We start from the raw sequence: 26,302 nt of genomic DNA, 5'->3' as shown, positions 1-26,302 counted from the left end.
CGGGGTGCGGCTACCACGTGCATCATGATCACGGAGACATACGTCCGCCCGGACGCCCTGGCAAACTCCGCCGTGCAGGCGTGACACATCACGATCCGGTGTAGAGCAGGAGGTTCGGCGAGCCGGTGCCCGGGTCGGCGACGGCGCCGGCCGTGGCGGCGGCGGTGATCGCCGCCTCGACGGTCTCCGGCGTGGCGCCGGGGTGGGCGTCGAGGTAGAGCGCCGCCGCCCCGGCGACGTGCGGGGCGGAGAAGGACGTGCCGCTGGCGGTGTAGGTCCCGGCGGTCCGCCAGTCGGAGGTGATGTCCACGCCGGGGGCGAAGAGGTCCACCGCGCTGCCGTAGTTGGACCACGACGGCCGGGTGTCGGTGCGGTCGGTGGCGCCGACGGTCAGCGCCTCGCCGACCCGGGCCGGGGAGGCGTTCGCCGCGTCGGCGCCGGCGTTGCCCGCGGCGATGGTGTAGGTGATGCCGGCGTCGATGGACCGCAGCACCGCGGCGTCCAGGGTGGGGCTGACACCGCCGCTGAGGCTGAGGTTGGCCACCGACTCGCCGGGCGCGGCGTGCTCGGTGACCCAGTCGATCCCGGCGATGACGCCCGCCGTGGTGCCGGAGCCGTTGTCGTCGAGCACGCGCACCGCGACGATCCGCGCCGACTTGGCCACGCCGAACCGCGCGCCGGCCGCGACCCCGGCCACGAAGGTGCCGTGCCCGTTGCCGTCCTGCGCGGTGGAGTCGCCGTCCACGGCGTCGTAGCCGTAGGCGGCGCGACCGCCGAAGTCGGGGTGGTTGATCCGCACGCCGGTGTCGATGACGTACACGGTGACGCCGGCGCTCGGGCCGTATTCGTAGGACGCGTTCAGCGGCAGCTGCCGCTGGTCGATGCGGTCCAGGCCCCACGACGGCGGGTATGCCTGCGTGTCGGCGACCCGCACCACCTGGTCGGCCTCGACCCGGTCGACCGCCGGATCGGCGGCCAGCCGGGCGGCCTGCGCCGCGGTCAGGTTGGCGGCGTACCCGGGCACGGCGTGGCCGTACACCCGCGTGACGCCGCCGCCGTAGCGGGCGGTCAGGGCGGTCGCCCGGCCGTGGTCGACCCGGCCGTCCCTGAGCACGACGAGATAGCTGCCGTCCACCGCCGTGCCGCTGCCGGCGTGGTAGACCGTGCCGGTCGCCGGGCTGGCGGATGCCGGCAGCGCCGCCAGCGCCGTCGCGACGGCGACCGCCGCGGCGCCGATCGCCGCCGCCCGGATTCGTGTGGCAGACCCCATGCGACCTCCCCAGGTTTCTGCCACCGTATGAGCGGGCCGGGCGCCCGCACCGCAGCGACCGGGCAGCGTCACCCGCCGCATCGCCGCCGTGGCGGCCGAAATCGCCCGCCCGGGCGGTCAGGGGCCGCTCTGCCGGCCGCGGGCGGCCGACATCCGGCGCAACCCGGCGGCCAGGGCGAACAGGGCCACCGGCCCGACGACGAGGACGGTGCCGATGGCGGCGATGACCGGCTCCACGTACATCACGACGGAGGTCCAGATCTGCACCGGCAGGGTCCGGGTGGACGGGCCGCCCATGAACAGCCCGATGAGCAGGTTGTCGAAGGAGGTCAGGAAGGCGAACAGGGCCGCCGAGAGCACGGCCGGTGCGATGATCGGCAGCGTGGTGGTGCGGAAGGCCACGAGCGGCGTGGCGCCGAGGCCCTGCGCGGCCCGCTCCAGGGTCTCGTCGAAGCCCTGCAGCGTCGCCGAGACCATGAGCACCACCAGCGGCAGCGCCACGACGGACTGGCCGATCGCGACCGCGACGACGGTGTCGGTCAGGTGCAGGTCGGAGAACAGGAAGAACATCGCGATCGACGTCACGATCTCGGGAACGATCAGCGGCGTGAGGATCGCGACGTAGATCGCGGACTTGAACGGGAACCGGCCGCGCACCAGGGCGACCGCCGCGCACACACCGACGACGACCGAGATCGCCGTGGCCAGGGCCGCGACGACGACGCTGGTCCACAGCGTCTGCGACCACTGGGGCCGGCTGAGCAGCTCGTCGTACCAGCGCAGGGACAGCCCGGGCGGCGGGAACGCGAGGAACTCGGAGGAGGAGAACGAGACGGCGATGACGATGACCAGCGGTACGATCAGCAGGATGCCGACCAGCACGGCGAAGCCGTAGAGCAGTGCCCGGCCCACGGCGCTCACTCCCGGCTTTCCAGCAGGGCGCGCAGCCCGACGAAGCGGCTGGCGGCGAGAAAGCCGACGACCGTGATCGCCAGCAGCACGGTGCCGATCGCCGCGACGTCGTCGACCTGGCCCCGCTCGGAGACGAGCGTGGTGATCAGCGAGCCGATCATGACGTCGCCCGGGCCGCCCATGAGCTTCGGGGTGATGAAGAACCCGCACGCCAGGATGAACACCAGGATCGACCCGGCCGCGATGCCCGGGAACGTCAGCGGCAGGAAGACCGTGCGGAAGGCCCGCCACGGACCGGCGCCGAGGTTCTGCGCCGCCTGCAGCAGCCGCGTGTCGACCGAGCGCATGTTGCCGTAGAGGGCGAAGACCATGTACGGCAGCAACGCGTACGTCATGCCGATGATCACGCCGGTGCGGTTGTACAGCAGCTGCACCGGCCCGGCTCCGAGCGCGTGCAGCGTCTGGTTGACGATCCCGTCCGGGGAGAGCACCACCAGCCAGGCGTAGGTCCGCACGAGCAGGCTGACGAAGAACGGGATGATGACCAGGCCGCGCAGGATGCTGCCGAGCAGCTTCGGGCCGGTGACGATCACGTAGGTCAGCGGGTAGGCGACCAGCGCCGTCGCGACCGTCACCAGGGCGGCGATCTCGAAGGTGATCCGGAAGACCGTCAGGTAGGTGGGCACCTCGAGGACCTCGCGGTACTTGTCCAGCGTGAGCCCGCCGCCGTCCCCCATGAAGCTCGTGACGACCATGCTGATCAGCGGGTAGGCGAAGAAGACGCCGAGCAGGACGCCGGCCGGCAGCAGCAGCGCCGCCCGGGCCAGCCGCGGCCGCCGGCGCGGCCGGGCCGGCGCCGCGGACCGCTCGATCGTGCCGGCGGTGCTCACGGTGCCTCCAGGACGGTGGCGCGCTCGGGCGGCCAGGTCAGCTCGACGCCGGCGCCGACGTCCAGCTGGCGGGTCGCGCCGCCCTCCTGGCGCTTGGCGAGCAGGAACGTCCCGCCGGTGTCGACCCGGTAGCGGACGGCGTCGCCGAGGTACACCTTGTCGGTGATGGTGCCCGGCCAACGGTTGAGCGCGTCCGCGGCGGCGCCGCCGGCGGGCGCGATGTGCAGCTGCTCGGGCCGGATGCTCACGGTGACCGTCGCGTCGACGGCGCAGCCGCCGGCGGCCCACAGCGACCGGTCGTCGCCGACCGCGATGCGCACCAGCTCGCCGGCCCGTTCCACGCACCGGCCGGTGACGAGGTTGGAGTCGCCGAGGAAGTCAGCCGCGAACGCCGACCGGGGCGCGTTGTAGACCTCGGCCGGCGGTCCGACCTGCTCCAGCCGCCCGGTCCGCATGACGACGATGCGGTCGGACATCGTCAGCGCCTCCTCCTGGTCGTGGGTGACGTAGACGACGGTGACCCCCAGCTGCCGGTGGATGCGCTTGAGCTCGACCTGCATCTGCTGGCGCAGCTTCTTGTCCAGCGCGCCGAGGGGCTCGTCCATGAGCAGGACCTTGGGCTCGAACACGAACGCCCGGGCGAGCGCCACGCGCTGCTGCTGCCCGCCGGACAGCTGCCGCGGCGTCCGGCCGCCCAGCCCGCCGAGGCCGACCATGTCCAGCGCCTCGTCCACCCGGCGGCGGATCTCGGCCCGGGGCAGCTTGCGCAGCCGCAGCGGGTAGCCAATGTTCGCCGCCACCGTCATGTGCGGGAACAGCGCATAGTTCTGGAACACCATGCCCATTTCGCGGCGGTACGGCGGGATCGCGCCGATGTCCCGGCCGGACATGAGGATGTGCCCGGACGTGGGCGCGAGGAAGCCGGCGATCATCATCAGCAGCGTGGACTTCCCCGATCCGCTGGGCCCGAGCAGGGTGAGGAACTCGCCCTCGATGATGTCGAGGCTCACGTCGTCCACGGCGAGGACCTCGCCGTAGCGGTGGCTCAGGTGCCGCAGCTCCACGGCGACGGCCGGGGCCGGGGCGGGCGCGACGCCGGCGATCTCGGGCGGCGCGGTCATCTCGGGCGGGGTGTTCATGCCGTCACCAGGCCCTCGCGGCGGTCGTGCTCGGCGGCGCCCGGGTCGCGCCGCGCCGGGTCGCCGTGGCCACCGCCGCCGGCGGTGCGCAGGATGAGCAGGTCGCCCGGGTCGGCGTCGAGGATCACCTTCGAGCCCAGCGCGACGCGCTCGCCGCCGGCGGTGACCCGGGTCCACGACGACGGCATCCCGGGCCGCCCGCCGTCGAGCCCCCACGGCCCGATGCGGCCGCGGTCGCCGGCGATGGTCACCTGCGCCCGGTGGCCGAGGACGCGCACCTCCCGGTGGATGCCGAGCCCGCCGCGGTGCCGGCCGGCCCCGCCGGAGTCCTCGACCAGGCCGTACCGCTCGATGAGCAGCGGATAGGCCAGCTCGATGGCCTCGACCGGCGCGTTGGCCGTGTTGGACATGTTGGTCTGGATCGCGTCGAACCCGTCCTGGCCGGCGTGGGCGCCCTGCCCGCCGCCGTATGTCTCGATGTAGGCGTACGGGCGGTCGTGGCGGGGGTCGCGGCCGCCGATGAGCAGCGCGCTGAGCGAGCCCGAGGACGCCGCGCCCACCCGGCCGGGCACGAGCTGGGCGAAGGCGCCGAAGAGGGCGTCGGCCACCCGCAGCCCGGTGACCGGGTTGGCGTTGGAGACGGCGGCGCCGGCCGGCGCGTTGACGATGCTGTGCTCGGGCAGGTGCACGTGGATCGGCCGGTAGGCGCCGTCGTTGCTGGGCACGTGCGGGTCGGCGACCGCCTTGACCACGAAGTAGGCGCACGAGTGCGGCAGCGCGGGCGGGGCGTTCACGGAGCCGGCGGCGGGCGGCGCCGATCCGGTGAAGTCGATGTGGACGTCGGATCCGTCGATCCGCACCGTGCAGCGGATCGGGATGAGCTCGTCGGTCAGGCCGTCGCCCTCGATGTAGTCCTCGAACGTCGCCTCACCGTCGGGCAGCGCGGCGATCGCGGCCCGCATCCGCCGCTCCGAGTAGTCGGCGATCGCGTCCGCCAGCGCGGCGAACGCCTCCGCGCCGTGCCGGCCCACCAGCTCGCCGATGCGGCGGGCGCCGACCGTGTTGGCGGCGACCTGGGCGCGCAGGTCGCCGCGGAAGTCCCGCGGGGTGCGCAGGTTGGCGGCCACCAGCTCGACCACGTCCTCGACGAACCGGCCGCCGCGCTGGACGTGCACCGGCGGGATGCGCACGCCCTCCTGGTAGATCTGGGTCGCCAGCGGCGGGCAGCTGCCGGAGGCCATGCCGCCCACGTCGACGTGGTGCGCCATGGTCGCGACGAACGCGATCGCCCGGCCGTCGTGGAACACCGGCGAGTACACCAGGATGTCGCACAGGTGCGAGCCGGTGATCCACGGGTCGTTCGTGACGATCACGTCGCCCTCGGCCAGGGTGTCCGCGCCGAGGCGCCGCCACAGCTCGCGGCCGGCCGAGTGCATGAATCCCAGGTGGTACGGGATGTGCTCGCCCTGGGCGATCATGGCGCCGTCCAGGTAGATCGCGCACGAGCAGTCGCGCCGGTCCTTGATGTTGGTCGAGTACGCCGAGCGGATCAGGGTCGCGCCCATCTCCTCGGCGATCGATGCCAGCGCGTTGCGCATCACCTCGAGCCGTACCGGGTCGACAGCGTCGGCGTCGGGCTTCATCGGCACCTCCGTGCGGGCGTGGGAAGGATCAGGCGGCCGGGGCCGCCACGCCCGCGCCGGGCGCGGCCGTGGTCGTCAGGCCCGGGTGGCCGGGGCCGGTGAGCAGCGCGACGAGCCGGCGGGCCAGGATCGCGTTCTGCAGGGTCAGCCGGGCGTCGGGGTCGTGCGGGTCCAGCCCGGTCAGCGTGGCGATGCGCGCCAGGCGCTGCTGCACGGTGTTGCGGTGCAGGCTGAGCAGCCGCGCGGTGTCGGCGAGGTTGCAGCCCAGCCGCAGGTACAGGCTGGTGGTCTCCAGCAGCGCCTCGGTCCGCTCGTCGTCGATCTCGGCCAGCGGGCCCAGCACCCCGCCGTAGAAGTACTGCAGGTGGGCGACCGGCCGGCCGACGAGGAAGGCGAGCGCGCCCAGGTCGTCGATGAGGATGACCCGGCCCGGGCCGCGGATGGCCCGCCCGGCCACGAGGGTCTGCTGGGCCTGCAGGATCGCCGCGGAGTCCGTGCCGCGCAGCCGCCACGCGGCGCCGCCCGCGACGGTGACGGCGACCCCGGGCAGGTACTGCCGCAGCGCCCGCCAGACCGTCTGGGCCAGCGCGCGGCGCTCGTGCATGCCGGTGACCGGGGCGGTCACCATGAGCCCCTCGGGCACCTCCTCGCAGCGCGCCGGGCGGGGCGTGAGGGCACGCCGTACCACCTGGTGGGCCGCGGGGGAGCGGTGCTCGCCCAGGTCGCAGACGAGCACGAGGTACTCGACGGGCCGGCCGGGCGGCCCGATCGCTGCCGTTCGGGTTGGATCCATCGGGCAAATATGCGCCCGTGTCCGGGGTGATCCAATAGCCAATAGATCGGAATTGGCTGGATTGGCGTCTGATCAACGGAGATCAAACAGCCTCGTAAAGGAGCGTAAACAGAACGGTAACACGACTTCCTCAGGCTGTCTGCCAGGAAAAACACCGAAACGGCGGGTTTGCCGCGGTCCGGTGGGCTCGCGGGAATGGCCTGCACTCACTCAGGCCATTACCGTGGTTGCGGCGGGGGAGTCGATCGATTGGATTGGTTTCCCACCGATTGGCATGGCGGACGGCCGGGTGGCCGCCCGCCTCGGGTGCGCTGCGCGCCGGACGGGAGGCGGGTGTGGTCGAGCCGACGTCGAACCCGACCCAGCTGCTGCGATACATGCTCGGCCCCTGGCACGAGGCCAGCGGCCCGCTCTACGTGCTGCTGGCCGACGCGATCCAGCGCGCGGTGCAGAGCGGCCAGCTGCCACTGGGCTCCCGGCTACCGGCCGAGCGGCCGCTGGCCGAGGTGCTGGCGATCAGCCGGACCACCGTCGCCGCCGCCTACGAGCTGCTGCGGCAGCGCGAGGTCGTGGCCCGCCGGCAGGGCGCGGGCACCTACGTCGGCTACTACGGCGGCGGCTCGCTGGCCGCGCGCACGATGCTCGGCGGCGGCGACGCGCCGCAGGCCGACCCGCCGGACGAGATCGACTTCTCCAACTCGGCGCCGATGGGCGACGGCGTCTTCCCCGACGGCGCCCTGGCCGGCCTGCAGGCCGGGTTCCGGCGGGCGAGCCAGGGGCACGGGTACTCCGCGGCCGGCCTGCCCGAGCTGCGCGCGGCGATCGCGGAGCGGCTCAGCCGGTGCGGCACGCCGACCACGCCGGAGCAGGTCGTCGTGACCACCGGCGCGCAGCAGGCGCTGTACCTGTGCGCGCAGCTGTTCGTCCGCCCCGGCGACCTCGTCGTCGTCGAGGACCCGACGTGGCTGGGCAGCATCGACGCGTACCGTGCCGCCCGGGCGCGGGTGATCGGGGCGCTGCTGGACCGCGAGGGCGCGCGCACCGCGGAGTACACCGAGGCCGTCGGGCGGGAACGCATCCCGGTGTTCCACGTCAGCCCGTCGCTGAACAACCCGACCGGCGTCATCATGAGCGAGCGGCGCCGCCGGGAGCTGGTCGCCCTCGCCGAGCGCAACTCGACGGCGATCATCGAGGACAACACCCTCGCCGAGCTCGCCTTCGGGCCCACGCCGCCGCCGATCGCGGCGCTGGAGGCCAAGGTGCCGGTGCTGAGCATCGGCTCGCTGAGCAAGGTGCTGTGGGGCGGGCTGCGCGTCGGGTGGGTCCGGGCCGACGAGAAACTCATCGGCCGGCTCTCCCGGATCAAGCTCACCGTCGACCAGGGCGGGCCGGTGCTCGACCAGCTGCTCGCGGTGGAGCTGCTGCGCGACATCGACGCCGTCCGCGCGGCGCGCATCGAGGCCAGCCGGGCCCGCCTGGCGGTGCTGGAGGACGAGCTGCGCGCCCACCTGCCGAGCTGGAGCTGGGACCCGCCGGCCGGCGGGCTGTCGCTGTGGGTCACCCTGCCGCAGGGCGACGCCGTCGACTTCGCGGCGGTGGCGCGCCGGCACGGGGTACGCGTCGCGCCCGGCCCGATGCTGTCCCCGACCACCCGGATGGAGCAGCAGCTGCGGCTGTCGTTCGTGCAGGACCCGCAGGCCCTCGCCGAGGGCGCCCGCCGCCTGGCGCAGGCGTGGGCGCAGTACCTGAGCTCCCGCGAGGACCGGCGCCTGCCGACGCTGGTCGGCTGACGGTGTGCACATCGACCAGCGGACGGCCCGGCCGGGCGGGTGGCGCGCCTACGATCGGCGCCATGCCCGTGAGCCCGGCCGTCGTCGCGATCGTGGGCGGCGGGCCGCGCGGCGTGATCGTGCTCGGCCGGCTCCTGGCCCGGCTCACCGCCGGCGGGGCCGGCGAGAGCCCGCGCCGGCCGGTGCGCATCCACCTCATCGACCCGTTCGACAACGGCCGGGTGTGGCCGGCCGACCTGCCCGAGTACCTGCTGATGAACAGCCGGACCCGGGACGTGACGCTGTTCAGCGACGCCGCCATGCCCGACCTGCCGGCCGTGGCCGGGGGCATGGACTTCCTGACCTGGCTGGCCGGCCGAGCCGGCGAGGACCCGCCCGGGCCGGCCGGCTTCGCCACCCGCGCCGCGTTCGGCCGGCACCTGGCCTGGGCCCGCACGCACCTCGCGGCGCTGCCCGCCCCGGGCGTCGAGGTCGTGTCCCACCGGGCCCGGGTCGTCGACCTGGTGGACGCGCCGCACGGGACGAAGCGGCGGCTCAGCCTGGTCACCGCGGCCGGAGCCACCGACGCGCTCGACGCCGACGCGGTGGTGCTCGCCACCGGCCACCACGAGGCCGCCACCACCCACCGCCGGGCCGGGCCCACCGGCGCGTTCTTCGCCCCGCCGCACATGATCGGCGAGCTCGACCTGGATCCGCTCGGCCCCGGCCGCCGGGTGGCCGTGCTGGGTGCCGGCCTGAACTGCTTCGACCTCGTCGCCGCCCTCACCGAGGGCCGCGGTGGCCGGTTCGAGGCCGATGCCGCCGGCACGCTGCACTACCGGCCCGGCGGCGCGGAGCCGCTGCTGTTCGTGGGGTCGCGCCGGGGCGTGCCGCATCTCAGCCGCGCCCGGGAGCCGCTGCCCGCCCGGCCGCGGCACTGCACCGAGGATGCCCTCCGCAACTTGCTGGCGCGTTCCCGGCCGCTCGACTTCCGGGCCGAGGTGTGGCCGCTGATCGAGCGGGACCTGGTCGCGGCCCACGCGGACGCCGGTGGCGGCCCGCTGGACATCGACCGGGTGCTCCACCCGCTCGCTCCCGGCGCAGCGCCGGCCGAGTTCGGCAGTGCGGACGCGCTCACCGCGTGGATGGCGGACTTCCTCGCCGCCGACGCGGCCGAGTCCGTCGCCCGGCCGCGCGGGCCGATGCGCGCCGTCGGCGAGATGCTCTCGGCGCTGGCTCCGGCCGTGCGCACGCTGGTCGCCGCCGGTCGTATCGACGGCCGCTCGTATGTGCGCGACGTCGAGGGCTGGTTCAACGGCATTGTCGCCCACCTCTCCTCCGGGCCGCCGGTGGTGCGCTTCGAGCAGCTCGGCGCCCTCGTCCGGGCCGGCCTGGTGCGCTTCGTCGGCGGCCGGGTCCGCCTGTTCGACGACGGGCCAGGATTCGGCGTCGAGTGCCCCAACCTCGGCACCACCCTCCACTTCGACGCCGTCGTCGAGGCACGGCTGTTCGCTCCCGACGCCCGCCGGCCGGGCGACCCGCTGACGGCCGCCCTGGTGCGCGCCGGGCGGGCCCGGCCGCTGCGGCTGCCCGCCGCGCACGGTCCGGCGGTGCCGACCGCCGCGCTCGATGTCACCCGCGACGACCTGTGCCTCCTCGGCGCGGGCGGTGCCGCCGACGAGCGGGTGTTCGCCCTCGGTGTGCCGCTGGAGGGCGTGCACTGGCTGACCGCGGCGCTGCCCGTCGCCCACCGCGAGGACCCGTCGCTGCGCGGCGCCGACCGGGTCGCGGTCGCGGTCCTGCGCCGGCTGGGCCTCGCGCCGTGACCGGCGCTGACGCGGTCCCGCACGGCTCGCACTGGGGCGCGTTCGAGGCGGTCGTGCGCGACGGGCGGCTCGTGGCGACCCGCCCGCGCGCCGACGACCCGGACCCGACGCCGATCGTCGGCGGCATCGCCGAGGCGGTCAACTCCGCCGCGCGCATCCGCACGCCGGTCGTGCGCCGCGGCTGGCTGGAGCACGGCCCGGGCGCCACGTCGGCGCGGCGCGGCGCCGACGAGTTCGTCCCGGTCTCCTGGGACCGGGCGCTGGACCTGGTCGCCGGGGAGCTGGACCGGGTCCGGCGCGAGCACGGCAACCCGGCGATCTTCGGCGGCTCGTACGGCTGGTCCAGCGCCGGCCGCTTCCACCACGCCAAGACCCAGCTGGCCCGGCTGCTGAACCTGCTCGGCGGGTGCACCGCGCAGATCAGCAACTACAGCTTCGCCGCGGCCGACGCGGTCCTGCCGCACGTGCTCGGCACCGCCCGCCCGGGCGGCGGCCACGTGACGTCCTGGGACGTGCTGGCCGGACACACCCGGCTGTGGGTCGCCCTCGGCGGGCTGCCGGCGAAGAACACCCAGGTCGAGGGCGGCGGCACGCTCCGGCACGGCTACGCGGCCAACCTGCGGGCCGTGCGGCGGGCCGGCTGCCGGTTCGTGTGCGTGAGCCCGATCCGCGACGACGCGCCCGCCCACCTCGACGCCGAGTGGATCCCGATCCGGCCGGGCACCGACACCGCGCTGCTGCTCGGCATCGCCTTCACGCTTTTGGAACGGCGGTGGCACGACGAGGAGTTCCTGCGCCGGTACTGCACCGGCTGGCCCCGGGTGCGCGCCTACCTGACCGGGGACGCCGACGGCGTGCCCAAGACCCCGGGCTGGGCCGGGCGCGTCACCGGCGTGCCGGAGGCGGTCGTCCGCCGGCTGGCCGCGGCGATGGCCCGGCACCGGACCATGCTGAGCGCCACCTGGTCGCTGCAGCGGGCCGACAACGGCGAGCAGCCGTACTGGATGCTCATCACCCTCGCCGCGATGCTGGGCCAGATCGGCCTGCCCGGCGGCGGCTTCGGCTTCGCGTACGGCTGCGAGGACGGCATCGGCAGCACCCGCTACCCGTTCCCCGCGCCCGAGCTGCCGCGCGGGGTGAACCCGGCCGGCAGCGCGATCCCGGTGGCCCGCATCGCCGACATGCTGCTGCATCCCGGGCAGTCCTACGAGTTCGCCGGGCAGACCCGCACCTACCCCGACACCCGGCTCGTCTACTGGGCCGGCGGCAACCCCTTCCATCACCACCAGGACCTCAACCGGCTCGCGGCGGCGTGGCGGCGCCCGGAGACGGTCGTCGTCAACGAGATCTGGTGGACCGCGACCGCCCGGCGGGCCGACATCGTGCTGCCGGCCACGAGCACGCTCGAACGCAACGACATCGCCGCCTCGTCGCGCGACGCCCACCTGGTGGCGATGCGCCGGGCGATCGGGCCGCTGCACGACGCCCGCCACGACCACGACATCTTCGCCGGTGTCGCCGCCCGCCTCGGCGTGGGCGCCGCCTTCACCGAGGGGCTCGACGAGATGGGCTGGCTGCGGCGCATCTACGACGACTTCCGGGCCGGCGCGGCGCGGCACGGCGCCACGCTGCCGGAGTTCGACGAGTTCTGGGCGGCGGGGCGGATCCGGGTGTGGCCCGGCGCGCGCACCGTGCTGCTCGGCGACTTCCGCGCCGACCCGCGGCGGCATCCGCTGCACACCCCGTCCGGGCGGATCGAGCTGTACTCCGAGGTCGTCGCCGGCTACGGGTACGCCGAGACCCCCGGGCACGCGGCCTGGATCCCGCCGCGCGAGTGGCTCGGCGCGCCGCTGGCCGCGCGGTACCCGCTGCACCTGCTGTCCAACCAGCCGGCCACCCGCCTGCACTCACAGCTGGACATGGCGGGCGTGAGCGCGGCCAGCAAGATCGACGGGCGGGAGCCCTGCCGGATGCACCCGCGGGACGCGCGGGCGCGCGGCATCGCGCCCGGCGATACCGTGCGGATCTTCAACGACCGCGGCGCGTGCCTGGCCGGCGCCGTGCTCGACGACGCGGTCATGGAGGGTGTGGTACAGCTGTCCACCGGCGCCTGGTTCACCCCGGCCGACCCCGCCGCCGACAGCCTGGAGCTGCACGGCAACCCCAACGTCCTCACGCCCGACCGGGGCACCTCCCGGCTGGGCCAGGGCCCGTCCGCGCACTCCACGCTGGTCGAGGTGGAGCCGGTGCGCGGACCGGCCCCGGCGCCGGACGCGTTCGCCCCGCCCGCCGGGTTGTAGGCACACTGAACACTGCCGGGCCCCGCGCGGGCGCCGGCCCGGTTACGTTCGGCGCGATGAACGACGATCCACAGGTCACCTGCGGTGTCGACGTCGGCGGGACGTTCACCGACGTCGTGCTGTTCGGCCACGGCCGCCTCGCGGTACTCAAGGTGCCGACCACGTATCCCGACCCGTCGGCGGGCGTGCTCGACGGCGTGCGCCGCATCCTCGACGCCGAGGGCGTCCGCCCGCGCGACGTCACCGGCGTCATCCACGGCAGTACCGTCGGCATCAACGCGATCATCCAGCGCCGCGGCGCCCGGGTCGCCCTGGTGACCACGGAGGGCTTCCGCGACGTGCTGCACATCGGGCGCCAGACCCGGCCCGCGCTCTACGACCTCACCCTCGACCGGCTCCCGCCGCTCGTGCCCCGCCGGCACCGGTTCGAGGTGCGCGAGCGCGTCATGTACGACGGGTCGGTCCGCACCCCGCTGGACCCGCAGGCGATCGCCGGGCTGGCGCGCGACCTGCGCGCCGAAGGGGTCGAGGCGGTGGCGATCTGCCTGCTGCACTCCTACGCCGAGCCGCGCCACGAGCGCGAGCTGGCCCGGGCCCTGCGCGACGCCCTCCCCGGGACCTTCGTCTGCACATCCGCGGAGCTGCTGCAGGAGTTCCGGGAGTACGAGCGGATGAGTACCACGGTCATCAACGCCTACATCGGCCCGCTCACCGCGGGATACGTGCGCAACCTGGAGACGGCGCTGCGCGACCTGGGCTGCGCCGGCCTGTCGATCATGCAGGCCGACGGCGGGCTCATGTCGCCCGGGCTGGCCCGCCGCCAGCCGGTCCGCACGATCGAGTCGGGCCCGGCGGGCGGGGTGATCGGCGCCGCCACGGTCGGCGCCCGGGCCGGGCGGGACCGGGTGATCGCGCTCGACATGGGCGGCACCACCACGAAGGCGAGCCTGGTCCTGCACGGCGAGCCCAGCCTGACCGGCGACTACGAGGTCTGCCAGCAGCTGGCCGGCGACCGCCTGGTGGCCGGCAGCGGCTACCCGGTGCGCACCCCGGTGGTCGACCTGGTCGAGGTCGGCGCCGGTGGCGGCAGCATCGCCTGGATCGACAGCGGCGGCAGCCTGCGGGTCGGCCCGCACAGCGCCGGCTCGGTGCCGGGCCCGGCCTGCTACGACCGCGGCGGTACCGAGCCGACCGTCACCGACGCGAACGTGGTCCTCGGCCGGATCGACCCCACCGGGTTCCTCGGCAGCGACATGCGCCTCGACGCCGGCCTGGCCCGCGCGGCGGTGGCGGCGCTCGCCGACCGGCTGGGGCTCACCCCCGAGCGGGCCGCGGAGGGCATCGTCGCGGTCGCCAACGCCACGATGGTCCGCGGCGTCCGGCTGGTCACCGTCGAGCGCGGCCACGACGCGCGGGAGTTCACCCTCGTCGCCTCCGGCGGTGCCGCCCCCGCCCACGTGGGGCAGATCGCCGAGGAGCTCGCCATCGCCGAGATCGTGCTGCCGCCGTCGCCGGGCGTCTTCTCCGCCATCGGCTTCCTGTGGGCGCAGCCGCGGGCGCAGCAGGTGCGCACCTGGCTGCGGGCGACCGCCGCGGTGCGGGCCGGCGAGCTGGACGCCGTGCTGGACGAGCTGGCCGCCGGCGCGGCCCGCGAGCTGGGCGCCACGCTGGGCGAGCCCGGGGTCGCGGTGCGGCGCACGGCGGACCTGCGCTACGAGGGGCAGAGCTACGAGCTGGCGGTACCGCTGCCCGACGGCCCCGTCACGCCCGAGGGCCTCGCCGGCGCCGAGGAGCGCTTCCACGCCCGGCACCGCGACACCTACGGGTTCGCCACCTCCGGGCCGACCGAGGTCGTCAACCTGCGGGTCACGGTCACGGCCCCGCGCGAGCGGCCCGCGATCGACGCCGAGCCGCTCGACGGCCCGGACCCCGCCCGTGCGCTGCTCGGCCGGCGCCCGGTGCACTTCGGCGACGCGTTCGTGCCGTGCCCGGTGTACGACCGCACCCGCCTGCGGCCCGGCAACGCCGTCGCCGGCCCGGCCGTCATCCAGGAGCCCGGCTCCACCTACGTGCTGTTTCCGGGCCGAACGGCCCGGGTCGATCCGTTCCGCAACATCGTCGACACCAGGGAGAGCCGATGACACGACGCTTCACGATCCGCATCGGGTCGCAGACCGCGGTGGCCGAACTGCTCGACGACGTGTCGCCGCGCACGTGCGGGCGGCTGGCCGACGCGCTGCCGCTGACCAGCCGGGTCAACCACGCGAAGGTGGCCGGCGAGGAGTTCTTCTGCTTCGTGCCGTTCCACGAGGAGCTGGAGTCGCCGGTCGTGGCACAGCAGAGCGGGAACATCGGGTACTACCCGCTGCGCCAGACGCTGTGCGTCTTCTACGCGGACATGCCCGGCGCGGGCCAGGTGACGCCGGTGGCCCGGGTGGTGGACAACCTCGAGGGCATCATCGCCGAGGGCCGCGCCGCGTGGCTGCGCCAGGGCGGCACCATCCACTTTTCGGGGCTGACCGATGAGCGCGGCTGAGCACGACGCCGACCTCGCCGCCCTGCGGGAGCGGCCCGGGCCGTTCGGGCTGACGTACTTCGTCCACGCCTACGCCGAGTCGGACACCCGGGCGCTGGTCAACGCGCTGTGGGTGCTGCGGCACAGCCGGGCCGGCGCGCCGGCCGTCGCGGTGCTGGCCGCCGAGCTGCTGGAGTTCTACGGGCGCCGGTTCCGGGGGATGTACGGCCTGAGCGACGCCGCGGCGGCGCTGGACACCGCCCGCGACGCGCTGCTCGGCGGAGCCTCCGCCGAGGCCGTCCTCGCGGGCGTCGCGGCCCGCATCGGCGAGCTGAACTTCCGCATCGACGAGGGCATCCCGCCCGCCGCCCTCGCCGAGGCGTTCGCCGCGGCCGATGCGCAGGAGTCCGGATGACGCAGCTGCTCGGGGCCCGGGACCTCGCCCGGCGGATGGCGGACGGGCCGGTGCGCGTCGTGGACTGCCGGTCCCGGGCGGAGTACGACGCCGGCCACATCCCCGGCGCCGTTCACCTGGGCGTCGGGTCGTGGCCGTACTACGCGACCACCCCCGAGGGCCTGGACCGCTTCGCCGGCGACCTGCGCGGGCACCTGCGCGACATCGGCGCCGGGCCGGGCCGGCCGGTGGTCTGCTACGAGTCCACCGCCGGCTACTACGCGGCGTTCGCGGTCTGGTGCCTGCGCTACGCCGGCGTCGCCGACGCGGCGCTGCTCGACGGCGGGCTGATCGGCTGGGCCCGCGAGTCGCTGCCGGTCACCGCCGCCGCGCCGGGCCCGGTCGCCGAGGGGTCGGCCGGGTTCGGCGCGGCCGTCGACCCGGGCCGGCTGGCGACCGCCGAGGAGGTCGCCGGGCGGCTGCACGAGCCGGGGGTGCGCGTCGTCGACGTGCGCTCGGCCAAGGAGCGCATCGGCGTGCTGCGGCGCAGCGCCCGGGCCGGCTGGATACCCGGCTCGCTGCACATCCCGTGGTACGAGGCGCTGAGCACGCACCAGCTGGAGCCGCGAGACGTGCTCCGGGCGTTCTTCGAGGCCCGCGGGCTCGCCGCGGGGGACGAGATCATCACCTACTGCCACGGCGGGTGGCGGGCCGCCCACACGCTCATCGCCTTGCGGCACGCGGGCTTCGACCGGGTCAGGGTGTACCTGGGCTCCTGGTCCGAGTGGGGCAACCGGGCGGACCTTCCGGTGCAGCTCTCGCCCTGACGGCTGTGTCGCATCTGCACACACGAGCGCCACCGCCGGCACCGCCGATCGTTAGCGTCCGAACCAGCACAACGCACCGAAGCAGGACTGAGCAACTTGGAGAAGCCCGTGACCGACGACGCCGCCGTGCTGCGCGAACGCGTGCTGGCCGCCGTGGACGCCGACCGCCTCGTGCGGACGCTGCAGGAGATGGTCCGCCAGCCCAGCCTCCCCCTCACGCCCGGCGAGGGCGAGCTGGCGCGCAAGCTCGGCGAGCTGCTGCGGGAGCGCGGCCTGGACGTGGAGCACCAGGAGCTCTCGCCCGGGCGGTACAACACGCTGGGCTGGCTGCGCGGCACCGGCGGCGGGTCCAGCCTCATGCTCAACGGCCACATCGACACCAACCCGGCGGGCGAGGGCTGGACCAAGGACCCGTTCGGCGGCGAGGTGGCCGACGGCTGCGTCTACGGCATCGGCGTGTCCAACATGAAGGCCGCCGACGCGGCGATGATCGAGGCCGCCACCGCGGTCGTGCAGGCCGGCGCGGCGCTGCGCGGCGACCTGTGCGTGGCACTCGTCTGCGGCGAGATCCTGGGCGGGCAGGGGTCGGCGCACATGATGCGCGCCGGCACGCGCACCGACCACTTCATCGTCGGCGAGCCGACGGAGCTGTCGATCCTGACCCTGCACGCCGGCCCCATCGAGCTGTGGATCAACGTCATCGGCCGGATGCGGCACATGACGCGCATCGAGGAGAGCGTCAGCGCGATCGACAAGATGTACAAGGTGATCGAGCGGCTCCGGACGATGACGTTCTCCGGCGCCGAGGATCCCAAGTACGCGAGCCTCAACCAGTTCTGCGTCGGCGCCATCCGCGGCGGCATGACCCGCGAGTACGTGGACTGGCAGCCGTCGATGGTGCCCGACTTCTGCACCATCAAGGTCGCCGGGCGGATCGCGCCCACGCAGACCGAGCAGAGCGCGGTCGCCGACGTCATCGCCGCCCTGGAGGAGCTCAAGGCCGACGACCCCGACATCGAGTTCGAGGTCGGGGTGAACCCGGTGAAGGAGTTCATGGCGCCGTTCGAGGTCTCCCTCGACGAGCCGTTCGTGCAGCGGCTCATCCGCACCCACGAGGAGGTGACCGGCGTCCCGCCGCGGGCCGGCGACGTCGCGCCCTACCGGATCTACGGCACGGACGCGGGCCACATCACGCGGCACGCGCCGCAGACCGTCGGCGTGGTGTGCGGGCCCGGCGGCAAGTACAACACCATGCCCGACGAACGGGTCGAGATCGACGAGCTGCTCGCCGCCGCGAAGATCTACGCGTTGAGCATCGTCGATGTCTGCGCGTGACAGGGAAGGAAGCCGCGATGGACGGTGAGGTTCTGCACGCCTACGTCAACGGGGAGTTCGTGCCCGAGGACGAGGCCAAGGTTTCGGTGTTCGACCGCGCGTTCCGCTCGGGCGACCACGTCTACGAGGTGCAGCGGACCTTCAACGGCCGCCTGCACGGCCTCGACGGGCACATGCGGCGGCTGTTCAAGGCCCTGCACTACACCCGGATCGACCCGCGACTGACGCCCGAGGAGCTGGGCACCGCGACCGCGAAGCTGGTCGAGCACAACGCCCGGGTGGCTGGCCCCGACCTCGATCTGGTGTCGTGCCAGATCATCACCCGCGGCAACACCAAGAACCTGCTGTCCGGCCCGCCGACGGTGATCATCTACACCCAGCTGCTGGACATGAGCACGCTGGCCCGCACGTACCTGCTCGGCAAGCGGCTCATCACGCCCGGCGTGCAGCGCGTCCCGGCCGCGGCGCTGACCCCGCGGGTCAAGATCGCCAACAAGATGAGCCTCATGCTCGCCTGGCTGGAGGTGATGGCGCTGGACCCCGAGGCCCAGGCGCTCGTCCTCGACCAGCACGGCAACGTCACCACGTGCGCGCCCGGCTCCGGCTTCCTGTTCGCCACCGACGGCGTCATCCACGTGCCGAACCGCCGCAACACGCTGGACAGCAGCGCGATGGGCTTCACCCTGGAGCTCGCCGCGCGGCTGGGCATCGAGATCCGCGAGGGCGACTACACCACCTTCGATGTTTACAGCGCCGACGAGGCGTTCACCACCAACACCAAGGACTGCATCGTGCCGGTCTCGACGCTCAACGGGCTGGCCATCGGCACCGGGCGGCCCGGGCCCATGTACCGCCGGCTGGTGACGGCGTGGTCCGAGGCCGTCGGCGTCGACATCGTCGGCCGGGCCGTGGGCCTGCTGCCCGCCGCCGAGCGTGAAGCACTACTGGAGTCGGCCCGCAGTACCCAAGCCATGGAGGAATCATGACCGCGCACCCCACCGACTGGCGCAGACAGCTGGGCGGGACCGCCAGCCGTCGGCAACTGCTGCGCGCCGCGGTCGGCATCGGCGCCGGCGTCGGCGCCGGCCGGCTGCTCACCGCGTGCGGCGCCGGCGGCAGCTCGAAGTCCGGCTCCGGCCAGGTCGTCGTCCGCACCGCCGGCGGCTCCTACGAGGAGGGCTGGCGCAAGGCCTGCTTCGAGCCCTTCGAGAAGGACACCGGCATCAAGATCGTGACGGCCTCCGACCCGGTCGAGAAGATCACCGCCGCGGCGAAGGCCGGCAACGTGCAGATCGACGTGCTGCAGCTCGGCGTGCGCCAGCTGGAGCTGCTCCGGGTCGGCGAGGCCGTGCAGAAGCTGGACTACTCGCGCTTCCAGCGCACCGACCCGAAGGACATCCGGCTGGTCGAGGACTACTACATCGGCACCATCGCGTGGGCCAGCGTCATCGCCTACAACACCAAGAGCTTCGCGGACAAGACCCCGAAGACCTGGGCCGACGTGTGGAACGTCGGCGCGTTCCCGGGTAAGCGGACCTTCTCCGACTCCTCGTCCGGGCTGATCGAGCTGGAGGCGCCGCTGCTGGCCGACGGCGTGCCGATCGATCAGCTCTACCCGCTGGACCTCGACCGCGCCTTCCGCAAGATGGCCGAGATCAAGCCCAACGTGGCCAAGTTCTACGGCAGCGGCGACGAGCAGGTGCAGCTGTACCGCGCCGGCACGGCCGTGCTCGGCATGGGCTGGAACGGCCGCATCCAGGTGCTCAAGGACGGCGGCAGCCCGATGGAAATCGAGTGGAACCAGAACCTGCAGAGCACCGACGGCCTCGGCATCACCAAGGGCGCGCCGAACCTCGACAACGCCTACAAGCTCGTCGACTACTCGCTGCAGCCGGCGGTGCTGGCCAAGCTCGCCGAGTACACCGGGTACTCCCCGCTGTGCGACAAGAGCTACCCGCTCATCCCGCAGGCGGTGCTGGACAAGCTGCCCGCGACCCCGGAGCGGGCCAAGCTCGGCGTCGTGCGCAACGTCGAATGGTGGGTCAAGAACCAGGCCGAGGTCGACAAGCGATGGCTGGAGTTCCTGGTCAAGTGAGTGTGTACCGGGGGGCGGTGGTCATCGACGGCTCGGTGTGCCCCGAGGACATGTTCGCCCCCGACCACCTGCGCCGCATGAGGGAGTCCGGCGTCACCGCCTTCGTCTGGACGGTCTGCCCGCCGGACTCCACCCTCTCGACCGGGCTGGCCCACATCGGCCGGGCGCTGGACGCCGTCGCGGCCCACCCGGACGAGGTCGTGCTGGTCCGCTCGGCCGGCGACATCGACGCGGCCAAGGCGTCCGGCCGCGTCGGGCTGATCCTCGGCCCGCAGAACGCCCAGCTGGCCGCCGGGAGCCCGCACCACCTCACGGTCCTGCACGCGGTCGGCGTGCGGGTGCTGCAGCTCACGTACAACCTGCACACCGCGTTCGGCGACGGCTGCGTCGAGCCGGCCGACGCGGGCCTGAGCGGCCTCGGCCGTGAGGCCGTGGCCGAGCTGAACCGGCTCGGCGTGGTCATCGACCTGTCGCACGCCGGGCCCCGCACGGCGCTGGAGACGCTGGAGGCCTCCCGCGACCCGGTGATCGTCTCGCACGCCAACCCCGCCGCCCTCTACGCGAGCCCGCGCAACATCTCCGACGAGCTGATCGTCCGGGTGGCCGCCGCCGGCGGCGTCGTGGGCCTGTGCCTGTGGTCCGCGCTCGTCGGGCCGGGGCGGGCGGCGGGCGGGCGGCCGGCCCTCGACGACTACGTGCGGCATGTCGCGCACGTCCTCGACCTGGTCGGCCCCGAGCACGTTTCGGTCAGCTCCGACCACGGCGAGGGCCGGCCACGGGACACGTGGTCGCCGGCGGTGAGCTCCGGCGGGGACTACCCTTCGGTCACCGCGACGCTGGGCGACTGGTACGGCTACGACACCCGCTCCGTCGAGGGCGCCGACGGATGCCGCGACTGGCCGCGCGTCGCCGACCGGCTCGCGGACCGGCTCGGCCTCGACGAGGCGCGGCTGCGCGGCATCCTCGGCGGCAACCTGCTGCGCGTCTTCCGGCAGGTGTGGCGCGGCTGACGCGTCCCCGCGGCGGCTACGTCCCGGCTCCTTCGATGGTCATGAGGACGGCGTCCTTGGCGACGCTCGCGCCGGCCCGGGCCCGCAGTTCGGTGACCGTGCCGTCGATCGGCGCGGTGAGCACGTGCTCCATCTTCATCGCCTCGACGACGGCGAGCGTCTGCCCGGCGGTGACCGATTCGCCCTCGGCGACCGCCAGGACGGTCACCGTGCCGGGCATGGGGGAGACCACGGGCCCGCCGGTTCCGGCGACGGCCTGGTCCGGGTCCGCGAGGGCCTCGTGCTGCCGGATCGCCCAGGCCAGCCCGTCCCGCCCGAGCCAGAGCGTCCCGTCCGGGTCGTGCGCGATCTCGTACGACCGGGTGACCCCGTCCTGGCGGTGCCGGCCGGCCGGGGTGGTCGCGATCCGGATGACCTCGCTGCCGTCGATCGTGATCTCGGCGTCGGCGGCCCGGCCGCGGTGGCGCACCTCGTAGGTGGCGGCTCCGGCCACCGTCAGCCGCCACGTCGTCCAGGCGGGTTCGCCGATCCGCCAGCCGCCGGGAATGTCGAAGGGATCGACCACCGGGTCCGGGTCGCCGCCCTGCGGCTCGAGGCGCCACAGCCCGAGGCCGGTGGCGGCACCCAGCACGTCCGGCGGGACGCCCCGCCGCACCAGCGACTCCAGGCGGCGACCGACCAGTCCGGTGTCGAGGTTCCCCGCGCGGACGTCGGGGTCGGCGAGCAGCGCCCGCAGGAACCCGACGTTCGTGCCGAGCCCGAGGACGACGGTCCGGCCGAGCGCCGCGTCGAGCCGGCGCAGCGCCTCGGTCCGGTCGGCGCCGTGCGCGATGATCTTCGCCAGCATCGGGTCGTAGGCCGAGCCGACCTCGTCGCCTTCGCGGATGCCGGAATCGACGCGGATGCCCGGGAGGCCGTGCGGTTCGCGGAGGGCGAGGATGCGTCCGCCGGTGGGCAGGAAGCCGGCGGCGGGGTCTTCGGCATAGACGCGGACCTCGACCGCGTGTCCCTGCGGGCGGAACTCGGCGGGCCAGGGCTCCGGCTGCCCGGCGGCCACCCGCAGCTGCAGCTCGACCAGGTCGACGCCGTACACCTCCTCGGTGACCGGATGCTCGACCTGCAGGCGGGTGTTCATCTCCATGAAGAACCAGTCGTCCGGCCGGTCACCGGCGACGATGAACTCCACCGTGCCGGCGCCGACGTAGCCCACAGCGCGGGCGGCGTCGCACGCGGCGGCGCCCATCGCCGCCCGCTGGCGGCCGGTCAGCAGCGGTGACGGCGCCTCCTCGACGATCTTCTGGTGACGTCGCTGCAGCGAGCATTCGCGCTCGCCGAGATGGACGACGTTGCCGTGGCCGTCGGCCATCACCTGGATCTCGATGTGGCGCGGGTTGGTGACCAGCCGCTCCACGAGCAGCGTGTCGTCGCCGAAGGATCCCCGCGCCTCGCGCCGGGCACTGGCGATCGCGGCCGGCAGGTCCTCGGCGCGGTGCACCTCGCGCATGCCCTTGCCGCCGCCGCCCGCCGACGGTTTGAGCAGCACGGGGAAGCCGGTCTCGGCGGCGACGGAGGCGAGCTCGTCGTCGGACAGGGCGGCGCCGTCGGATCCGGGGACGACGGGTACCCCGGCTTTGGCGACGGTCTGCTTGGCCCGGATCTTGTCGCCCATCGCCGCGATCGCCGCCGCCGGGGGGCCGATGAACACGATCCCGGCGGCGTCGCACGCGGCGGCGAACGCGGTGTTCTCGGACAGGAAGCCGTAGCCGGGGTGGATGGCCTCGGCGCCGGTCGCCACCGCGGCCGCGACGATCCTCTCGATCGACAGGTAGGACTCGGCCGCCGCGGCCGGTCCGATGCGCACCGCCAGATCCGCGGCGGCGACGTGCGCAGCGTGCGTGTCCGCGTCGGAGTGGACCGCGACCGAGCGGATCCCCAGGCGCCGCAGCGTGCGCAGCACCCGCACGGCGATCTCGCCGCGGTTGGCGACCAGCACTGTGCCGAACATACGCATCGCACTCACATCCGGAAGACGCCGAAGGCCGGGTCGGCCAGCGGCGCGTTGGCGGCGATGGACAGGGACAGCCCGAGGACGGTGCGCGTGTCGGCCGGGTCGATCACGCCGTCGTCCCAGATCCGGGCGGTGGAGTAGTAGGGGTGGCCCTGGGTTTCGTACTGCGCCCGGATCGCGTCCGGGTCGGTGCCGTCGCCGACGGTCCCCAGCACGGTGGCCGCCTGCTCGCCGCCCATCACGGAGATCCGGGCGTTGGGCCACATGAACAGGAACCGCGGCGAGTAGGCCCGGCCGCACATCGAGTAGTTCCCGGCGCCGAACGATCCGCCGATCACGACGGTCAGCTTCGGTACCCGCGTCGTCGCCACGGCCGTCACCATCTTCGCGCCGTGCTTCGCGATCCCACCCGCCTCATACTCGCGCCCGACCATGAAGCCGGTGATGTTCTGCAGGAACACCAGCGGGATCCCGCGCTGGTCGCACAGCTCGATGAAGTGGGCGCCCTTGACGGCGGAGTCGGAGAAGAGCACGCCGTTGTTCGCCACGACGCCGACCGGGTGACCGTGAACGTGCGCGAACCCGGTCACCAGCGTGGTGCCGTAGTCGGGCTTGAACTCGGCGAACCGCGAGCCGTCGACGATCCGCGCGATCACCTCGCGCACGTCGTACGGGGTCCGCGTGTCGGTCGGTACGACGCCGTAGAGCTCCGCCGGATCGACCGCCGGCTCCTCGGTCGGGATGCGCTGCCACGGCGGGGAGACCCGCGGCCCGAACGTCTGCACGATCGTCCGCACGATGCGCAACGCGCCCGCGTCGTCGTCGGCGAGGTGGTCGACGACACCGGACACCTTCGCGTGCAGGTCCCCGCCGCCGAGCTCCTCCGCGGTGACCACCTCGCCCGTCGCGGCCTTCACCAGCGGCGGGCCGCCGAGAAAGATCGTCCCCTGGTTGCGGACGATCACCGCCTCGTCCGACATCGCGGGGACGTAGGCCCCGCCGGCGGTGCACGAACCCAGCACCGCGGCGATCTGCGGGATCCGCTGTGCGGACAGCTGGGCCTGGTTGTAGAAGATCCGGCCGAAATGGTCCCGATCGGGGAACACCTCGTCCTGCCGGGGCAGGAACGCGCCGCCGGAGTCGACCAGATAGATGCACGGCAGGCGGTTGTGCAGCGCCACCTCCTGCGCGCGCAGGTGCTTCTTCACCGTCATCGGGTAGTAGGTGCCGCCCTTGACGGTGGCGTCGTTCGCGACGATCACGCACTCGCGGCCGGCCACCCGCCCGACGCCCGTGATGATCCCGGCCGCCGGCGCCTGCTCGTCGTAGAGGCCGTTGGCGGCGAGCGCCGAGAGCTCGAGGAACGGCGACGACGGATCGACCAGGGTGTCCACCCGATCGCGGGGGAGGAGCTTGCCTCGCTGGACGTGCCGGGCGCGAGATCGCTCCGGGCCGCCGAGCCGTGCGGCGGCCAGCTTCGCGTTCAGGTCGGCGACGAGCGCCCGGTGCGACGTCTCGTTCCGGTGGAACCGGGCGCTGCCGGGGTCGGCCTTCGTGCCCAGGATCGGGGCGGTCGATCGGGGCGCGGCCCGCGGTGTTGTGATCATCGAGTGCTCTTTCCTCGTCGATGACGAACGGCGCGACGATAACTGACCGCACGTACGGTCAGCAAGAGGGTGTGGTACCCCGGCCGGCTCCGTATAGTGGGCGGGTGGCTGGACGATCCCCGCGTGCGAGCTCGCGCGACGCGATCCTGCGAGCGTTCGCCGAGCACGTGGCCGAGCGTGGGTACGCCGACACGAGCCTGGGCGACATCGCCTCGGAGCTGGGGTTGAGCAAGGGCACGATCGTCCACCACTTCCGCAGCAAGGAGGCGCTGCTCGGCGAGCTGCATGTCGCCTACTTCGGGCGCCGGTTCGCCGAAGCCGATTTCATTCTGGCCGAGATCGACGATCCGGCCGGCCGGCTCGTCGCGATGATCTACGCCCTGCTCGCCGCGCACCGCGACGACCGCGCCGCCAGTCTGGCCTGCCTGCGCGAACTTGTCCGGTACTTCGAGGGCGAGCTCAACGAGTACGTCGGCAAGCAGCGGGCCGCCTATACGCGGATCCTGGTGGACATCATCCAGGACGGCGTGCGGCGCGGCGTCCTGCACGCCGGCGACGCGCGGATGGCGGCCCTGCAGATCTTCGGGATGTGCAACTACGCGTGGACCTGGTATCGGCCGGACGGCCCGAAGCCGGTGGAGGAGATCGCGCGCCAGTTCGCGCGCGACATCCTGGGCGGCCTCGCCCACCCGCCGGATGAGGATCCCGGTCTCGACGCGACGATCGCGCACGCCGTCGAGACCGTGCGCCGCGCACCGGGCCGCCTCCCCGGCTGACCGTAGCGGCACTGCTATATTTCAGCGTAAAGAATCCTATCGCTGAACTATCTGGCGGAACTATCTGGCGGAGTCACGCTTGACCGACGAGACACCGGACAGAATCGACCCGATCCTCACGTACCTGAGGAACCTGGACCCGGGTCGTGATCTGCTGGCGAAGGCCGTGGCCATGCGCCTGCGGCGGGCCGCGCACTACGTGGACACGCAGATCCGGCGCGAGCTCTCCCGATCCGACATCGAGATCTGGGAGCTGGAACTGCTCTCGACGCTGCTGCGCAAGGGCGGCACGCTGCCGGTCGGGCACCTGCAGGACGCGGCGCAGCTGACCGCGGGCGCGATCACCAACCGGATCACCCGGCTCGAGCGCGACGGCTATGTCACCCGCGCCATCGACCCCGCGGATCGGCGACAGATCATCGTGACCCTGACGGACGAGGGCCGCCAGCACGCCGCCGAGGTCATCGAGGCCAACGACCACGCGCAACGAGCGACCCTCGACCGCATCGACCCGCGGATCCTCAACCGGCTCGCCGACGATCTGCGGACCTTCCTGCTCGCGGTCGAGGGACCGGATCCCTGGGGCTGAGCGCACGCTCCGGATGCGGATCCGCCGGGGATGGCTGGGCCGGGACCGCCGCGCCCCGGGGCGGTAGCCGGCGTGGTCGTTCGACCGCGATCAGGAACGTGCGCAGGTCGTCGGCGAGGCGGTGCAGGATCTCCGGGTCGATCTGATCCAGCGTCGCGCGCTGTGCGTGGTCGTTGGCCTCGATGACCTCGGCGGCATGCCGGTGGCCCGCCGCGGTCAGCGTCACGATGATCTGCCGCCGGTCTCCCGGGTCGATGGTCCGGGTGACGTGGCCGTCGCGCTCGAGCCGGGTGATCCGGTTGGTGATCGCGCCCGCGGTCAGCTGCGCCGCGTCCTGCAGCGTGGCGACCGGGGCGCTTCCGCCGACGCGGAGCAGCGTGGAGAGCAGTTCGAGCTCCCACAGGTCCATCTCCAGCGGCGTGAGCCGGCGCCGGATCTGGCTGTTCACGTAGTGCGCGGCCCGCCGCAGGCGCATGGCCACGGCCTTGGCCAGCAGGTCGCGATCCGGCTCCAGCTCCCGCAGGTACGCCAGGATCGGGTCGACCCGATCCGGTTTTCGATCGGCCATCGGGCCTCCCCATGGATTCCGGTACGCGAACGTCAT

The 26,302-nt window shown here is 73.7% G+C and carries 22 protein-coding genes; 13 read left to right on the top strand and 9 right to left on the bottom strand.

Annotated elements, in window-relative coordinates:
• Positions 1-88: 88 nt before the first annotated feature.
• The 6 genes from ACQPXD_RS37455 to ACQPXD_RS37430 all read right to left on the bottom strand — a co-directional run bounded on the left by ACQPXD_RS37455 (position 89) and on the right by ACQPXD_RS37430 (position 6,647).
• Positions 89-1,270 (bottom strand): S8 family peptidase, encoded by a 1,182-nt coding sequence (locus ACQPXD_RS37455; RefSeq protein ID WP_432826533.1) that lies wholly within the window; start codon positions 1,268-1,270, stop codon positions 89-91.
• Between the two features lie 117 nt (positions 1,271-1,387).
• The gene (locus ACQPXD_RS37450) at positions 1,388-2,191 is read right to left on the bottom strand and encodes an ABC transporter permease (RefSeq protein ID WP_432826531.1); all 804 of its coding nucleotides are present in this window, start codon (positions 2,189-2,191) and stop codon (positions 1,388-1,390) included.
• Positions 2,188-3,072, bottom strand: coding sequence for an ABC transporter permease (locus ACQPXD_RS37445; protein WP_432826529.1), 885 nt, complete (start codon positions 3,070-3,072; stop codon positions 2,188-2,190). The genes ACQPXD_RS37450 and ACQPXD_RS37445 overlap by 4 nt, the downstream gene beginning before the upstream one ends.
• Complete coding sequence (locus tag ACQPXD_RS37440; RefSeq protein ID WP_432826527.1) at positions 3,069-4,211, bottom strand: ABC transporter ATP-binding protein; 1,143 nt, start codon at positions 4,209-4,211, stop codon at positions 3,069-3,071. The genes ACQPXD_RS37445 and ACQPXD_RS37440 overlap by 4 nt, the downstream gene beginning before the upstream one ends.
• Entirely contained in the window at positions 4,208-5,854 is a 1,647-nt protein-coding gene (locus ACQPXD_RS37435; RefSeq protein ID WP_432826525.1) for a hydantoinase B/oxoprolinase family protein, read from the bottom strand. Before ACQPXD_RS37435 ends, ACQPXD_RS37440 begins: the two co-directional genes overlap by 4 nt.
• A 28-nt stretch (positions 5,855-5,882) precedes the next feature.
• Entirely contained in the window at positions 5,883-6,647 is a 765-nt protein-coding gene (locus tag ACQPXD_RS37430) for a PucR family transcriptional regulator (RefSeq protein WP_432826523.1), read from the bottom strand.
• 335 nt (positions 6,648-6,982) lie between these two features.
• Here ACQPXD_RS37430 and ACQPXD_RS37425 point away from each other — a divergent pair, with 335 nt between their 5' ends.
• The 11 genes from ACQPXD_RS37425 to ACQPXD_RS37375 all read left to right on the top strand — a co-directional run bounded on the left by ACQPXD_RS37425 (position 6,983) and on the right by ACQPXD_RS37375 (position 20,718).
• Positions 6,983-8,437 carry a PLP-dependent aminotransferase family protein gene (locus tag ACQPXD_RS37425; RefSeq protein ID WP_432826521.1) on the top strand — a complete coding sequence of 485 codons (1,455 nt, stop codon included), beginning with the start codon at positions 6,983-6,985 and terminating at the stop codon, positions 8,435-8,437.
• A gap of 62 nt (positions 8,438-8,499) precedes the next feature.
• Entirely contained in the window at positions 8,500-10,242 is a 1,743-nt protein-coding gene (locus tag ACQPXD_RS37420) for an FAD/NAD(P)-binding protein (protein ID WP_432826519.1), read from the top strand.
• Complete coding sequence (locus tag ACQPXD_RS37415; RefSeq protein WP_432826517.1) at positions 10,239-12,542, top strand: molybdopterin guanine dinucleotide-containing S/N-oxide reductase; 2,304 nt, start codon at positions 10,239-10,241, stop codon at positions 12,540-12,542. The genes ACQPXD_RS37420 and ACQPXD_RS37415 overlap by 4 nt, the downstream gene beginning before the upstream one ends.
• A 56-nt stretch (positions 12,543-12,598) precedes the next feature.
• Positions 12,599-14,683 carry a hydantoinase/oxoprolinase family protein gene (locus ACQPXD_RS37410; RefSeq protein ID WP_432826515.1) on the top strand — a complete coding sequence of 695 codons (2,085 nt, stop codon included), beginning with the start codon at positions 12,599-12,601 and terminating at the stop codon, positions 14,681-14,683.
• Positions 14,680-15,078, top strand: coding sequence for a cyclophilin-like fold protein (locus ACQPXD_RS37405; RefSeq protein WP_432826513.1), 399 nt, complete (start codon positions 14,680-14,682; stop codon positions 15,076-15,078). Before ACQPXD_RS37410 ends, ACQPXD_RS37405 begins: the two co-directional genes overlap by 4 nt.
• Positions 15,065-15,472 carry a hypothetical protein gene (locus ACQPXD_RS37400; RefSeq protein WP_432826511.1) on the top strand — a complete coding sequence of 136 codons (408 nt, stop codon included), beginning with the start codon at positions 15,065-15,067 and terminating at the stop codon, positions 15,470-15,472. The genes ACQPXD_RS37405 and ACQPXD_RS37400 overlap by 14 nt, the downstream gene beginning before the upstream one ends.
• Positions 15,469-16,278, top strand: a complete 810-nt coding sequence (locus ACQPXD_RS37395) for a sulfurtransferase (protein ID WP_432826509.1) — start codon at positions 15,469-15,471, stop codon at positions 16,276-16,278. The genes ACQPXD_RS37400 and ACQPXD_RS37395 overlap by 4 nt, the downstream gene beginning before the upstream one ends.
• A gap of 108 nt (positions 16,279-16,386) precedes the next feature.
• Complete coding sequence (locus ACQPXD_RS37390; RefSeq protein ID WP_432826507.1) at positions 16,387-17,613, top strand: M20 family metallopeptidase; 1,227 nt, start codon at positions 16,387-16,389, stop codon at positions 17,611-17,613.
• Positions 17,614-17,630: 17 nt separating this feature from the next.
• Positions 17,631-18,599 (top strand): aminotransferase class IV, encoded by a 969-nt coding sequence (locus ACQPXD_RS37385; RefSeq protein ID WP_432826505.1) that lies wholly within the window; start codon positions 17,631-17,633, stop codon positions 18,597-18,599.
• A complete protein-coding gene (locus ACQPXD_RS37380) occupies positions 18,596-19,708 on the top strand; it encodes an ABC transporter substrate-binding protein (protein ID WP_432826503.1) in 1,113 nt (370 codons plus the stop codon). Before ACQPXD_RS37385 ends, ACQPXD_RS37380 begins: the two co-directional genes overlap by 4 nt.
• The gene (locus ACQPXD_RS37375; protein WP_432826501.1) at positions 19,705-20,718 is read left to right on the top strand and encodes a dipeptidase; all 1,014 of its coding nucleotides are present in this window, start codon (positions 19,705-19,707) and stop codon (positions 20,716-20,718) included. Before ACQPXD_RS37380 ends, ACQPXD_RS37375 begins: the two co-directional genes overlap by 4 nt.
• A gap of 16 nt (positions 20,719-20,734) precedes the next feature.
• On the opposite strand, the gene ACQPXD_RS37370 is transcribed toward ACQPXD_RS37375, so the two are convergent.
• Both ACQPXD_RS37370 and ACQPXD_RS37365 read right to left on the bottom strand, forming a co-directional pair.
• Positions 20,735-22,729 carry an acetyl/propionyl/methylcrotonyl-CoA carboxylase subunit alpha gene (locus ACQPXD_RS37370; protein ID WP_432826499.1) on the bottom strand — a complete coding sequence of 665 codons (1,995 nt, stop codon included), beginning with the start codon at positions 22,727-22,729 and terminating at the stop codon, positions 20,735-20,737.
• A 5-nt stretch (positions 22,730-22,734) separates the two neighbouring features.
• Positions 22,735-24,333 carry a carboxyl transferase domain-containing protein gene (locus ACQPXD_RS37365; protein WP_432826497.1) on the bottom strand — a complete coding sequence of 533 codons (1,599 nt, stop codon included), beginning with the start codon at positions 24,331-24,333 and terminating at the stop codon, positions 22,735-22,737.
• Positions 24,334-24,437: 104 nt separating this feature from the next.
• On the opposite strand from ACQPXD_RS37365, the gene ACQPXD_RS37360 reads away from it, so the two are divergent.
• Positions 24,438-25,109 (top strand): TetR/AcrR family transcriptional regulator, encoded by a 672-nt coding sequence (locus ACQPXD_RS37360; protein ID WP_432826495.1) that lies wholly within the window; start codon positions 24,438-24,440, stop codon positions 25,107-25,109.
• Between the two features lie 79 nt (positions 25,110-25,188).
• Positions 25,189-25,698: a MarR family winged helix-turn-helix transcriptional regulator gene (locus ACQPXD_RS37355; protein ID WP_432826493.1), complete on the top strand. Its 510-nt coding sequence runs from the start codon at positions 25,189-25,191 to the stop codon at positions 25,696-25,698.
• Here ACQPXD_RS37355 and ACQPXD_RS37350 read toward each other — a convergent pair.
• A complete protein-coding gene (locus ACQPXD_RS37350) occupies positions 25,631-26,266 on the bottom strand; it encodes a MarR family winged helix-turn-helix transcriptional regulator (RefSeq protein ID WP_432826491.1) in 636 nt (211 codons plus the stop codon). The genes ACQPXD_RS37355 and ACQPXD_RS37350 overlap by 68 nt on opposite strands.
• Positions 26,267-26,302: the final 36 nt, after the last annotated feature.

The sequence above is a fragment of the Dactylosporangium sp. CA-092794 genome (genome assembly GCF_050948465.1).
In the GTDB taxonomy this organism is placed as follows: domain Bacteria; phylum Actinomycetota; class Actinomycetes; order Mycobacteriales; family Micromonosporaceae; genus Dactylosporangium.
Note: the sequence above shows the minus strand (reverse complement) of the source record. Positions and strands in the feature narration are given on the sequence as shown.

Coding starts and splice junctions, on each gene's coding strand:
- ACQPXD_RS37455 (WP_432826533.1), bottom strand. CDS start 1,270: ATGGGGTCTGCCACACGAATCCGGGCGGCGGCGATCGGCGCCGCGGCG.
- ACQPXD_RS37440 (WP_432826527.1), bottom strand. CDS start 4,211: ATGAACACCCCGCCCGAGATGACCGCGCCGCCCGAGATCGCCGGCGTC.
- ACQPXD_RS37435 (WP_432826525.1), bottom strand. CDS start 5,854: ATGAAGCCCGACGCCGACGCTGTCGACCCGGTACGGCTCGAGGTGATG.
- ACQPXD_RS37430 (WP_432826523.1), bottom strand. CDS start 6,647: ATGGATCCAACCCGAACGGCAGCGATCGGGCCGCCCGGCCGGCCCGTC.
- ACQPXD_RS37420 (WP_432826519.1), top strand. CDS start 8,500: ATGCCCGTGAGCCCGGCCGTCGTCGCGATCGTGGGCGGCGGGCCGCGC.
- ACQPXD_RS37410 (WP_432826515.1), top strand. CDS start 12,599: ATGAACGACGATCCACAGGTCACCTGCGGTGTCGACGTCGGCGGGACG.
- ACQPXD_RS37405 (WP_432826513.1), top strand. CDS start 14,680: ATGACACGACGCTTCACGATCCGCATCGGGTCGCAGACCGCGGTGGCC.
- ACQPXD_RS37400 (WP_432826511.1), top strand. CDS start 15,065: ATGAGCGCGGCTGAGCACGACGCCGACCTCGCCGCCCTGCGGGAGCGG.
- ACQPXD_RS37395 (WP_432826509.1), top strand. CDS start 15,469: ATGACGCAGCTGCTCGGGGCCCGGGACCTCGCCCGGCGGATGGCGGAC.
- ACQPXD_RS37385 (WP_432826505.1), top strand. CDS start 17,631: ATGGACGGTGAGGTTCTGCACGCCTACGTCAACGGGGAGTTCGTGCCC.
- ACQPXD_RS37380 (WP_432826503.1), top strand. CDS start 18,596: ATGACCGCGCACCCCACCGACTGGCGCAGACAGCTGGGCGGGACCGCC.
- ACQPXD_RS37370 (WP_432826499.1), bottom strand. CDS start 22,729: ATGCGTATGTTCGGCACAGTGCTGGTCGCCAACCGCGGCGAGATCGCC.
- ACQPXD_RS37365 (WP_432826497.1), bottom strand. CDS start 24,333: ATGATCACAACACCGCGGGCCGCGCCCCGATCGACCGCCCCGATCCTG.
- ACQPXD_RS37350 (WP_432826491.1), bottom strand. CDS start 26,266: ATGGCCGATCGAAAACCGGATCGGGTCGACCCGATCCTGGCGTACCTG.